Below are 12,236 nucleotides of genomic sequence, written 5' to 3'. Positions count from 1 at the left end.
GCCCCAGCCGGCTGCGCGCACGCGCGATTCCGTTCCTGCCCCGGTGCGCCGCTAGACTTGCGCGGCAACTCTCCGACATCCGACGCAAACGTCCGGGGCACCCGCGTGCACGTGCACGCGCGAGCGAGCCCAGCGGCATACGAAAGTGGTACTTCACTCATGGCATCGACCAACGACCTGAAGAACGGCATGGTGCTCAACCTCGAGGGACAGCTCTGGTCCGTCGTCGAGTTCCAGCACGTCAAGCCGGGCAAGGGCCCCGCGTTCGTGCGCACCAAGCTCAAGAACGTCCTGTCCGGCAAGGTCGTCGACAAGACGTTCAACGCGGGCGTCAAGGTCGAGACGAGCAACGTCGACAAGCGGACGATGCAGTACCTCTACAAGGACGGCGACGACTTCGTCTTCATGGACACCGACACCTACGACCAGCTCCACGTGTCGCAGGCGGTCGTGGGCGATGCCGCCAACTACCTGCTCGAGAACCAGAACGCCATCGTCGCGACCCACGAGGGTGCCCCCCTCTACGTCGAGCTCCCGGCGTCCGTCGTCCTCGAGATCACCTTCACCGAGCCCGGCCTGCAGGGTGACCGCTCGACCGGCGGGACCAAGCCGGCGACCCTCGAGACCGGCGCGCAGATCCAGGTGCCGCTCTTCCTCGAGGCCGGCACCCGCGTCAAGGTCGACACCCGCGACGGGTCGTACCTCGGCCGCGTCAACGACTGATCGGACACGGATCTCCTTGTCAGCCCGCACGAAAGCCCGGTCCCGGGCGCTCGACATCCTCTTCGAGGCCGACCAGCGCCGGGTCAACGCAGAGACGCTCCTCGACGAGCGACTGCGCGACTCCGAGAGCCGCGCCGGCAACAACCCCTACACCGCGACGCTGGTGCGCGGCGTCGTCGCCCGGTGGCGCGACATCGACGCCGCGCTGACCGACTACAGCCAGGGGTGGACGCTCGACCGGATGCCGGCTGTCGACCGAGCCATCCTGCGGATCGGCGCGTGGGAGGTCCTCTTCAACGACGAGATCCCCGACGCCGTCGCGATCTCCGAAGCGGTAGCCCTCGCGACCGAGCTGTCGACCGACGAGTCGCCGGGCTTCGTCAATGGCCTGCTCGGCCGCCTCGCCGAGGTCAAGGCGACCATCGTCTGACGTGCTCACCTGTGTGCCGATCGCGCGAAATGTCGCGCGGTCGGCACACGTGCGTCCGGAGGTCGGTGCACGGCTAGGTTGGGTCCGTGACCGCCCGGCTGCTCGTCGTCCACCACACCCCCTCGCCCGCGATGCAGGAGCTCCTCGAGGCGGTGCTCGCCGGCACCCGCGCCGAGGGCATCGAGGGAGTCGACGTCGATGTCCACCCGGCCCTGTCCGCCACCGCGAGCGACCTGCTCGCCGCTGACGGCGTGCTGCTCGGCACACCCGCCAACATCGGCTACATGAGCGGCGCGCTCAAGCACTTCTTCGACACGGTCTACTACCCGACCCTCGAGGCCAAGCGGGGCCTGCCCTACGGCTGCTGGGTCCACGGCAACAACGACACCGAGGGCGCTCGCCGAGCGATCGAGTCGATCAGCGGCGCCCTCGGTTGGGTCCGGGCCGCCGCGCCCCTGCTCGTCGTCGGACCGGTCGACAAGCAGGTGCGCGAGGCGGCGTTCGAGCTGGGCGGCACGCTGGCCGCCACGCTCATGGGGTGAAGGAACCGCTCACGAGGCGGGACCGGGCCCAGCGGCATACGGCCTGCTGGGGGGTTGTCCCGTCCCACGGGCCAGTCGGTGCATCGGGCACCCCCGGCAGCCCGTTAGACTCTCCGCCGGAAGACATCCTTTAACCACCGTCCTGTGAGGCGGGGAAGGAGGTCCAGCGGCTGTGACCTGCCCTGACCTGAATGCGCCGGCACCACACCCGACCATCCCCGAGGACGCCCGAGACGTCCTCAGCGCGGATGACATCTCCCGGGCCCTGCGCCGCATCGGCCACGAGATCCTCGAGCGCAACAAGGGAGCCGCCGACCTGGTGCTCCTCGGCATCCCGTCGCGCGGAGTCCCGCTCGCCCAGCGGCTCGGCGCGGCCATCGAGGCCGTTGAGGGAGTCGCCGTGCCGGTCGGCGAACTCGACGTCACGCTCCACCGCGACGACCTGCGCCGCCAGCCGGTCCGCGCCGCCCATCGCTCCCGCATCCCCGAGACGGGCATCGACGACAAGATCGTCGTGCTCGTCGACGACGTGCTCTACTCCGGCCGGACGATCCGCGCCGCCCTCGACGCCCTGTCCGAGCTCGGCCGGCCCCGCGCGGTCCGCCTCGCGGTGCTCGTCGACCGCGGCCATCGCGAGCTGCCGATCCGGGCCGACCACGTCGGCAAGAACCTCCCCACCTCCCGCGACGAGCGGGTCCACGTGCGGGTTTCCGAGCTCGACGGCCTCGACGTCGTGCGCATCAGCGGAGGCGAAGGACGATGACCAGGCACCTGCTCTCTTCTGCCGACCTCAGCCGGAGCGAGGTCGAGAACATCCTCGCCACCGCCGAGTCGATGCACGACCTCCAGCGCCGCGAGGTCAAGAAGGTCCCCACCCTGCGCGGCCGGACCGTCATCAACTTCTTCTTCGAGGACTCGACGCGCACGCGCTCGTCGTTCGAGATCGCCGGCAAGTGGATGTCCGCCGACACGATCAACCTGTCGGCCAAGGGTTCGTCGACCTCGAAGGGGGAGAGCCTGCGCGACACCGCGATGACCATCGACGCGATGTCGGTGGACGCGCTCGTCATCCGGCACCACGCGTCCGGCGCCTGCCAGCAGGTGAGCCAGTGGGTGCGGTGCTCGGTCATCAACGCCGGTGACGGCACGCACGAGCACCCCACGCAGGCACTCCTCGACGCCTACACCCTGCGCAGCCGGCTCGGCGACCTCGACGGCAAGCACGTCGTCATCGTCGGCGACCTGACCCACTCCCGCGTCTTCCGGAGCAACGTCATCACCCTCAAGACCTTGGGCGCGCGTGTCACCGTCGTCGCGCCGCCGACCCTGATGCCGAGCGGCATCGCGACGTGGAGTGCGAGCGACGGTTTCGCCACGTCGTGGGACCTCGACGCGGTCCTGGGCGGCGACGACCCCGTCGACGCCGTGATGATGCTGCGGGTCCAGCGCGAGCGGATGAGCGGCGGCTACTTCCCGACCGCGCGGGAATACACGGTCGGCTACGGCCTCACGCGGGACCGGCTCGACCGGCTCGTCGCGCGCAACCCCGAGGTCCTCATCCTGCACCCCGGGCCGATGAACCGCGGCCTCGAGATCGCCCCCGAGGCGGCCGACAGCGCCCGGTCCGTCGTGCTCGACCAGGTCTCCGCCGGCGTCGCCGTGCGGATGGCCGTCCTCTACCACCTCCTCGCCGGCAACGACGCGGACACACCCCCTCGTGAGCCAGGCCGCGCCCCGGATCTGGAGACCACCCCCGCCGTCGCTGCCCTGCCGTCGGCCGCACCGCAGCCCGAAGGAGTCGCCCGATGACCCGCCTGCTCGTCCGTGGAGCCCGCATCCTCGGCGGTGACCCGGCCGACCTGCTCGTCGAGGACGGTGTGATCCGAGAGGTCGGCGCCATGGGTGCCGAGGGCACCGGAGTCGAGGTCATCGACGCCGATGGTCTGGTCGCCCTCCCCGGGCTCGTCGACCTGCACGTCCACCTCCGTGAGCCCGGCCGCGAGGACGCGGAGACCATCGCGACAGGGTCCGCAGCGGCGGCCGTCGGCGGCTACACGGCCGTCTTCGCGATGGCCAACACCAGCCCCGTGACCGACACGGCCGAAGCCGCCGAGCGCGTGCTCGACCTCGGCCGGGCAGCCGGCCTCGTCGACGTCGTGCCCGTCGGTGCCGTGACCAAGGGTCTCGAGGGTGCCGAGCTCGCCGAGCTCGGCCTGATGGCCCGTTCCCGCGCCCAGGTCCGCGTCTTCTCCGACGACGGGCGGTGCGTCCACGACGCGCGCCTCATGCGGCGCGCGCTGGAATACGTCAAGGCCTTCGGCGGGGTCATCTCCCAGCACGCCCAGGACCCACGGCTCGCCGATGCCACGGCCTGCTGCCACGAGGGCGAGCTGTCCGGGCGGCTGGGGCTGCCCGGGTGGCCATCGGTCGCCGAGGAGACGATCGTCGCGCGCGACGTCATGCTCGCCCGGCACACCGGCTCGCGGATCCACGTCGCGCACGTGTCCACCGCCGGCACCGTCGAGGTGGTCCGCTGGGCCAAGGCCCAGGGCATCGACGTCACGGCCGAGGTCACGCCCCACCACCTCGCGCTGACGACCGACCTGCTCGCCGGCTACGACCCGGTCTACAAGGTCAACCCGCCGCTCCGGCCGCAGGAGGACGTCGAGGCGCTGCGGGCGGCCCTCGCCGACGGCACCATCGACGTCGTCGCGACGGACCACGCCCCCCATGCCCGGCAGGACAAGGAGCACACCTTCGTCGATGCCGCGTTCGGGATGCTCGGCCTCGAGACCGCCCTCGCCGTGGTCAGCGACCTCATGGTGCGCCCCGGGCTGCTCGACTGGGCCGACGTGGCCCGCGTCATGTCGACGGCACCGGCCCGCATCGGCGGACTGACCGGGCACGGACGGGCCCTGGAGCCGGGCTCGCCCGCCAATATCACCCTGGTCGACCCGGACCGCGAGGTCACCGTCGACGCAGCGAGCAGCCGCAGCCGCTCGCGCAACAACCCCTGGCACGGGCGCACCTTCCGGGGCGCCGTCCACACGACCATCCACCGCGGGACGGTCACCCACAGCACCGACACGACCGTGATGGAGAGCGCATCGTGACCCTGAACCCCCCCAGCCCCACGGGGCTCGTCCGCACGCCCGCGATGCTCGTCCTCGAGGACGGCCGCACCTTCCGGGGCCTGTCCTACGGAGCCGAGGGCGAGACCTTCGGCGAGGCCGTCTTCTCGACCGGCATGACCGGCTACCAGGAGACGCTGACCGACCCGAGCTATCACCGCCAGGTCATCGTCATGACGGCCCCCCACATCGGCAACACCGGCTTCAATGACGAGGACAACGAGTCCCACCGCATCTGGGCGGCCGGCTTCGTCGTCCGGGACCCGGCCCTGCGCTCCTCGAACTGGCGGGCCCGTCGCGGCCTCGAGGACGAGCTGCGAGACCAGGGCATCGTCGGCATCTGCGAGATCGACACCCGGGCCCTCACCCGCCACCTGCGCGAGCGAGGCTCCATGCGAGTCGGCATCTTCAGCGGCGAAGCGGCCGGCCGGCCCGAGACCCAGCTCCTCGAGCGCGTCCTCGCCGCCCCCCGGATGGAAGGGGCCGCACTCGCGCAGGAGGTCACGACCACCGAGGCCTACGTCGTCCCGGCACAGGGCGAGAAGCGCTTCACCGTCGCGGCCCTCGACCTCGGGATCAAGGAGATGACGCCGCAGCTCATGGCCGAGCGCGGCATCGAGGTCCACGTCCTGCCCGCCACCGCCACCATCGAGGACATCAAGGCAGTGGGGGAACACGGACCCGACGGCGTCTTCTTCTCCAACGGCCCGGGTGACCCGGCCACCGCGGAGCACGAAATCACCCTGCTCCGCGAGGTGCTCGGCGACCGCGTCCCGTTCTTCGGGATCTGCTTCGGCAACCAGCTCCTCGGCCGGGCCCTCGGCTTCGGCACCTACAAGCTCAAGTACGGCCACCGGGGGATCAACCAGCCGGTCATGGACCGGGCCACCGGCAAGGTCGAGGTGACCGCGCACAACCACGGCTTCGCCGTCGACGCGCCCCTCGACTCGGTCAGCGACACCGCTTTCGGTCGGGCCCGTGTCTCGCACGTCTGCCTCAACGACGACGTCGTGGAAGGGCTCGAGTGCCTGGACGTCCCGGCCTACTCGGTGCAGTACCACCCGGAGGCCGCGGCCGGCCCGCACGACGCCGCCTACCTGTTCGACCGGTTCATCGAACTCATGACCCAGCACAAGACCTCGCACATGACCCAGGGAGTGGACGCCTGATGCCCAAGCGTGACGACATCAAGAGCGTCCTCGTCATCGGCTCCGGGCCGATCGTCATCGGCCAGGCCGTCGAGTTCGACTACTCGGGCACCCAGGCCTGCCGGGTGCTGCGCGAGGAGGGCATCCGCGTCGTCCTCGTCAACAGCAACCCCGCGACGATCATGACCGACCCGGAGTTCGCCGACGCCACCTACGTCGAGCCGATCACGCCCGAGGTGGTCGAGGCGATCATCGCCAAGGAGCGGCCGGACGCCGTCCTCGCCACCCTCGGCGGCCAGACCGCGCTCAACTGCGCCATCGCGCTGCACGAGAACGGCGTCCTCGAGCGCTACAACTGCCCCCTCATCGGTGCGAACGTCGAGGCGATCCAGCTCGGCGAGGACCGCGAGAAGTTCAAGGGCGTCGTCGAACGGTGCGGCGCGGAGTCCGCCCGCTCCATCATCTGCCACACGATGGACGAGTGCCTCGCGGCGGCCGAGGAGCTCAACTACCCCGTGGTCGTCCGCCCCTCCTTCACCATGGGCGGGCTCGGGTCCGGCTTCGCCTACGACGAGGCCGACCTGCGCCGCATCGCCGGTGCCGGCCTCCAGTACTCGCCGGTGACCGAGGTGCTCCTCGAGGAGTCCATCCTCGGGTGGAAGGAGTACGAGCTCGAGGTGATGCGCGACCACCGCGACAACGTCGTGGTCGTCTGCTCGATCGAGAACCTCGACCCGATGGGCGTGCACACGGGCGACTCGATCACCGTCGCCCCGGCGCTGACGCTCACCGACCGCGAGTACCAGCGGCTGCGCGACATCGGCATCGCCGTCATCCGCGAGGTCGGCGTCGAGACGGGCGGCTGCAACATCCAGTTCGCCGTCAACCCCGTGGACGGGCGGATCATCGTCATCGAGATGAACCCGCGCGTCTCCCGGTCGAGCGCGCTCGCCTCGAAGGCGACCGGCTTCCCGATCGCGAAGATCGCGGCGAAGATGGCGATCGGCTACACGCTCGACGAGGTGCCCAACGACATCACGAAGGAGACGCCGGCGAGCTTCGAGCCGACGCTCGACTACATCGTCGTCAAGGTGCCGCGCTTCGCCTTCGAGAAGTTCCCGGCCGCCGACCCGACGCTGACGACGACGATGAAGTCGGTCGGTGAGGCCATGGCGATCGGGCGCAACTTCACCGAGGCCCTCCAGAAGGCGCTGCGCTCCCTCGAGAAGAAGGACGCGACCTTCCACTGGAAGGGCGAGGTCACGCGGGCCGCTGCCCTTCGTCTCCTCGAGGAGGCGAAGGTGCCGACCGACGGCCGGATCGTCCTCGTCCAGCAGGCCCTGCGCGGCGGCTGCACGGTCGAGGAGGTCCACGAGGCGACCGGCATCGACCCGTGGTTCCTCGACCAGATCCAGCTCATCAACGAGGTCGCCCACATGCTCGCGGCCGAGCCGACGCTGACACCCGAGCTGCTTCGGCTGGCCAAGCGGCACGGCTTCAGCGACGCCCAGCTCGGAGCGCTCCGCGCGATGCCGGAGGCCGTGGTCAGGGGAGTGCGCCACGCCCTCGGTGTGCGGCCGGTCTACAAGACCGTCGACACCTGTGCCGCGGAGTTCGCCGCCACGACGCCCTACCACTACTCCTCCTACGACGAGGAGACCGAGGTGGCCCCCCGCGAGCGGCCGGCCGTCATCATCCTCGGCTCGGGCCCCAACCGGATCGGTCAGGGCGTCGAGTTCGACTACTCCTGCGTGCACGCCTCCTTCGCACTCCGCGAGTCCGGCTACGACACCGTGATGGTCAACTGCAACCCGGAGACCGTCTCGACGGACTACGACACGAGCAGCCGGCTCTACTTCGAGCCGCTCACCCTCGAGGACGTCCTCGAGGTCATCCACGCCGAGTCCCAGGCCGGCCCCATCGCGGGTGTCATCGTCCAGTTCGGTGGCCAGACCCCACTGGGGCTGGCCCAGGCGCTCGCGGACGAGGGGGTGCAGATCGTCGGCACGTCCCCCGCGGCGATCCACCTCGCGGAGGACCGTGGTGCGTTCGGCCAGGTGCTCGCCAAGGCCGGGCTGGTGGCTCCGAAGCACGGCACCGCGTTCAGCCCCGAGGAGGCCCTGACGGTCGCCCGCGAGATCGGTTACCCGGTGCTGGTCCGGCCGTCCTACGTCCTCGGTGGCCGGGGCATGGTCATCGTCTACGACGACGACTCGCTCGTCACCTACGTCGAGAAGGCGACCGAGGCCTCGCCGGAGCACCCCATCCTCATCGACCGGTTCCTCGACGACGCGATCGAGATCGACGTCGACGCCCTCTTCGACGGCGACGAGCTCTACCTCGGCGGGATCATGGAGCACGTCGAGGAGGCGGGCATCCACTCGGGCGACAGCGCGTGCACCCTGCCGCCCGCGACCCTCGGGGACGCCGAGCTCGAGCGGGTCCGGGTGGCGACCCGCAAGCTCGCCGAAGGCATCGGCGTCCACGGCCTGATGAACGTCCAGTTCGCCCTGGCCCAGGACATCCTCTACGTCATCGAGGCCAACCCCCGCGCATCGCGGACCGTGCCGTTCGTGTCCAAGGCCACCGGGGTGGCCCTCGCCCGGGCCGCGTCCCGGGTCATGCTCGGCGCGACCATCGCCGAGCTCCGCGCCGAGGGCATCCTGCCGCCCACCGGTGACGGTGGACGGCTGCCCGACCACGCCCCGATCTCGTGCAAGGAGGCGGTCCTGCCGTTCAAGCGGTTCCGGACGCCGGAGGGGCTCGCCGTCGACTCGATCCTCGGACCCGAGATGCGATCGACCGGCGAGGTCATGGGCATCGACCGCGACTTCGGCTCGGCCTTCTCCAAGGCGCAGCTCGCCGTCGGCGGCGGACTGCCGACGTCGGGCGCGATCTTCGTGTCCGTCGCCAACCGGGACAAGCGGGCCATGCTCTTCCCGGTGAAGCGCCTCGTCGACCTCGGCTTCACCATCCTCGCCACCGCCGGGACGGCTGCCGTCCTCAAGCGCAACGGCATCGAGGCCACGCTGGTCCGCAAGCTCACCGAGCGGACCGGTGACCACGAGGGCGAGAAGTCGATCGTCGAGCTCATCGAGGACGGGACGGTCAAGATGGTCGTCAACACGCCGAGCGGCCAGGACGCCCGCGCCGACGGCTACGCGATCCGGGCCGCCACGACGAGCGCCGACCTGCCGATCATCACGACGATCGCCACCCTGGCGGCCGCGGTCCTGGGGATCGAGTCGCACCTCACCGAGGAGATCCGGGTCCGGTCGCTCCAGGAGCACGCGCGAGACCTCGACCTGCTCGGCCGGGGCGGGCCCTTCACGGCCGGGCCCGACGAGTCCGGATCGACCGAGCGGCCGGTGGAGCTGTCGGTGTGACGGTGCCCCCCGACAGCGAGGCGACCCAGGTCCTGCACAGGTCCCGGGTCGCCTCGGAGTCGTGCGAGGTCATCGCGACGCGCCGGCTGGGCGCCTACCAGCACCTGACGCTGGTCGCCCCCGCCGTCGCCGAGGCTGCGGCGCCGGGGCAGCTGGTGGCGCTCACCGTGGGAGACGAGGGCTGCGTGGCGCCGCTGCGACGACTCCTGCTCGTCCACCGCGCGACGCCGACCGGTGCCTACGGTGGGACGGTCGAGGTCGTCCTCGACCTGGAGGATCCCGCCACGGACTGGCTGGCGCGCCGTCGGCCGCACGACCACGTCGATGTCGTCGGGCCGCTGGGGCGCCGTTTCCCGCTGCCGGCGGAGCCGGTTGCGTGCGTGCTCGTGGCGGACGGCGCCGCCGGGGGCGCCATGCTGTGGCTGTCCGAGCTGCTGCGCTCGCGTGGCTGCCGCGTCTACATGGTTCTGGGCGGCCGCGGCGAGGACCGTCTCCTCGGCCTCGTCGAGGCTCGCCGGGGCTGCGATCGGACCGTGGTCACGACCCTCGACGGCTCGATCGGCCGGCGCTGCGAGCCGGCGGACGTCCTGCCGCAGCTGCTCGAGGGCGGCGAGACGGGCGTGGTCTACGCGGCGGGCTCCCTCGGGCTGGTGAGGGACACCGCGGCAGCTGCGGACCGGTTCGGCGTCGTCAGCCTCGTGGCCATCACCGACCCGGCCACGACCGAAGGCGGGGCCGGCCTCGGTTGCGGGATCGGCGTGTGCACCACGTGCGCCGTTCCGGTGGCCGACCCCGATGGTGCGACGCACCTGGTGCGAGCCTGCACCGAGGGGCCGGTCCTGCGCGGCGACCGGGTGCGCTGGGAGGCGCTGGGCCTCGAGCCCCGGGCGGAGCCCGCGCTCAGTGATCCGCCCGGCTCGAGCCGGGGGCACTGATGGACCCCACTGTCGTCATCCGCGGACATCGACTGCGCAACGCGGTCATGACGGCCTCGGGCTGCGCGGGGTGGGGTCGAGAAATGAACCGTTTCTTCGACCTGTCCCGTCTGGGCGCCTTCGTCACCCCCTCGGTGACGGTGTCAGCGCAGGTCGGCACCGACGCGCCCCGGATCCTGGAGACCCCGGCCGGGCTGGTGTGGGACACCGCCCTGCCCAACCCCGGCGCGGCTGTGGTCGCGGTCCGCGAGCTCGCGTGGCTGGGTTCGGTCGGGGCGGCCGTCATCCTCTCCGTCGCAGGCGGCTCCAGCAGCGAGTTCGCCGAAGTGGCGCAACGACTCCGGGCGAGCGACGCCTTCGGTTGCGTCATCGCGCTCGAGGTCAACCTCACCGTCGGCAACGGCAGCACCGCCGGCTCGCGGTTCGACGAGGATGCGCTGGCGGCGGCCACGGTCGTCGGACGCGTGCGCGAGCAGCTGCCGCGCGACATCGCCGTCGTGGCCAAGCTCGCCGTGGACGCGCCGGATCTCGTGGGGGTGGCGGCGGCCTGCGTCGAGGCGGGCGCTGACGCGCTGACCATCGGTCATGGTCCTGCGGGGATGGCGCTCCAGGTCCACGCCGGCCGCCGGGAGGGAGCCACCGTCGTCGGCCGCGTCTCCGGGCCAGCCACGCGGCCGCAGGCCGCACTTGCCGTCCACGGCCTCCACCAAGCGATGATCGCCGGCCGGATGGAGAGGGCCACCATCATCGGCGCCGGTGGCGTTCGCTCCGCCGGCGACGCCCGGGAGCTGCTCTCCGTGGGCGCGGCCGCAGTCCAGGTCGGCAGCGCCACGTTCGCCGACCCCGGCGCGCCGGTTCGCGTGATCGACGACCTCGCGGCTCCGCGCCGGTCCCGCACAGCATGACCCCGACTCCACCCAGCCCTGACCGTGGCGCACTGCGCCGGGAGAGGAACGCATGACAGAAACCTTCGGCACGAGGCTCACCGCCGCCATGCGGCTCCACGGACCGCTCTGTGCGGGGATCGACCCGCACCAGTCCCTCGTCGAGTCGTGGGGGCTCACCTACGACCTGGCGGGGCTGGAGCGGTTCGCCCTCACCTGCGTCGAGGCCTTTGCCGGCCGGGTCGCCGTGGTGAAGCCCCAGTCCGCCTTCTTCGAGGTCTTCGGCAGCCGCGGCGTGGCCGTCCTGGAGCGGGTTCTCGGCGAGCTGCGCGAGGCGGGGACACTGACGATCCTCGACGCCAAGCGCGGCGACATCGGCTCGACCATGAGCGCCTACGCGCAGGCCTACCTCGGGTCGGAGGCGCCAGCGCCGGCCGACGCGCTCACCGTGAGCCCCTTCCTGGGCTACGAGGCCCTGCGTCCTGCCATCGACCTCGCACGGGGGACCGGCCGAGGCGTCTTCGTCCTCGCCCTCACGTCGAACGCCGAGGGGCAGAGCGTCCAGCACGCTCGCCTCGGGAAGGAGTCGGTGGCCGGGGCCATCGTCGGCGGCGCGGCCGTGGACAACGCCGAAGCCGCCTCCCGGGGAGAGCTCGGCCACGTCGGTCTCGTCGTCGGCGCGACGGTCGGCAGGGCCGCGGCCGAGCTGGGGATCGACCTGGCCGCCTCGGCGGCCCCGATCCTGGCGCCCGGTTTCGGGGCCCAGGGCGGCGACATCGCGGCCCTGGAGCAGACCTTTGGGTCGGCCCGCCGCCAAGTCCTCGCCTCATCGAGCCGTGACATCCTCTCGGCAGGTCCCGAGCCGCACCGGCTCGTCGATGCCGTGGCCCGTTCGGCGGAGGTCCTCTCGGAGTGGGCCGGCTGACGTTCCACGCGGGGACGGCCGCGCCGAGCGTCGTCCCCGCGTTGCACCGGCGGCCCCCGGATCGCTAGGTTCGGCGCTGACCCCTGTCGCCCGTGGCATCACTGTCATCACCTTCGGCCCTGGCCGCCCAAG

11 protein-coding genes are annotated in these 12,236 nt (G+C 71.6%); all 11 read left to right on the top strand.

Annotated elements, in window-relative coordinates:
- Nucleotides 1-159 precede the first annotated feature (159 nt).
- The 11 genes from efp (at nucleotide 160) to pyrF (ending at nucleotide 12,104) form a co-directional block, all read left to right on the top strand.
- Entirely contained in the window at nucleotides 160-723 is a 564-nt protein-coding gene (efp, locus tag OO014_RS01580) for an elongation factor P (protein WP_272460474.1), read from the top strand.
- Nucleotides 724-739: 16 nt separating this feature from the next.
- Nucleotides 740-1,153, top strand: a complete 414-nt coding sequence (nusB, locus tag OO014_RS01575) for a transcription antitermination factor NusB (protein ID WP_272460473.1) — start codon at nucleotides 740-742, stop codon at nucleotides 1,151-1,153.
- 86 nt (nucleotides 1,154-1,239) lie between these two features.
- Nucleotides 1,240-1,695: a flavodoxin family protein gene (locus tag OO014_RS01570; RefSeq protein ID WP_272460472.1), complete on the top strand. Its 456-nt coding sequence runs from the start codon at nucleotides 1,240-1,242 to the stop codon at nucleotides 1,693-1,695.
- A gap of 172 nt (nucleotides 1,696-1,867) precedes the next feature.
- Nucleotides 1,868-2,458, top strand: coding sequence for a bifunctional pyr operon transcriptional regulator/uracil phosphoribosyltransferase PyrR (gene pyrR / locus OO014_RS01565; protein WP_272460471.1), 591 nt, complete (start codon nucleotides 1,868-1,870; stop codon nucleotides 2,456-2,458).
- Entirely contained in the window at nucleotides 2,455-3,504 is a 1,050-nt protein-coding gene (locus OO014_RS01560) for an aspartate carbamoyltransferase catalytic subunit (RefSeq protein ID WP_272460470.1), read from the top strand. The genes pyrR and OO014_RS01560 overlap by 4 nt, the downstream gene beginning before the upstream one ends.
- The gene (locus OO014_RS01555; protein ID WP_272460469.1) at nucleotides 3,501-4,808 is read left to right on the top strand and encodes a dihydroorotase; all 1,308 of its coding nucleotides are present in this window, start codon (nucleotides 3,501-3,503) and stop codon (nucleotides 4,806-4,808) included. Before OO014_RS01560 ends, OO014_RS01555 begins: the two co-directional genes overlap by 4 nt.
- A 44-nt stretch (nucleotides 4,809-4,852) precedes the next feature.
- Entirely contained in the window at nucleotides 4,853-5,995 is a 1,143-nt protein-coding gene (gene carA, locus OO014_RS01550; RefSeq protein ID WP_272460537.1) for a glutamine-hydrolyzing carbamoyl-phosphate synthase small subunit, read from the top strand.
- A complete protein-coding gene (carB, locus tag OO014_RS01545; RefSeq protein ID WP_272460468.1) occupies nucleotides 5,995-9,360 on the top strand; it encodes a carbamoyl-phosphate synthase large subunit in 3,366 nt (1,121 codons plus the stop codon). The genes carA and carB overlap by 1 nt, the downstream gene beginning before the upstream one ends.
- Nucleotides 9,357-10,295 (top strand): dihydroorotate dehydrogenase electron transfer subunit, encoded by a 939-nt coding sequence (locus OO014_RS01540; RefSeq protein WP_272460467.1) that lies wholly within the window; start codon nucleotides 9,357-9,359, stop codon nucleotides 10,293-10,295. The genes carB and OO014_RS01540 overlap by 4 nt, the downstream gene beginning before the upstream one ends.
- On the top strand, nucleotides 10,295-11,200 hold the full coding sequence (locus OO014_RS01535; RefSeq protein WP_272460466.1) for a dihydroorotate dehydrogenase: 906 nt from the start codon (nucleotides 10,295-10,297) through the stop codon (nucleotides 11,198-11,200). The genes OO014_RS01540 and OO014_RS01535 overlap by 1 nt, the downstream gene beginning before the upstream one ends.
- Before the next feature lie 52 nt (nucleotides 11,201-11,252).
- Nucleotides 11,253-12,104, top strand: coding sequence for an orotidine-5'-phosphate decarboxylase (pyrF, locus tag OO014_RS01530; RefSeq protein ID WP_272460465.1), 852 nt, complete (start codon nucleotides 11,253-11,255; stop codon nucleotides 12,102-12,104).
- The last annotated feature ends 132 nt before the right edge of the window (nucleotides 12,105-12,236 follow it).

It is taken from the genome of Intrasporangium calvum (assembly GCF_028446585.1).
Lineage (GTDB): Bacteria > Actinomycetota > Actinomycetes > Actinomycetales > Dermatophilaceae > Intrasporangium > Intrasporangium calvum_A.
The sequence above is the reverse complement of the archived record's forward strand: the minus strand, read 5'-3'. Positions and strand labels throughout refer to the sequence as shown.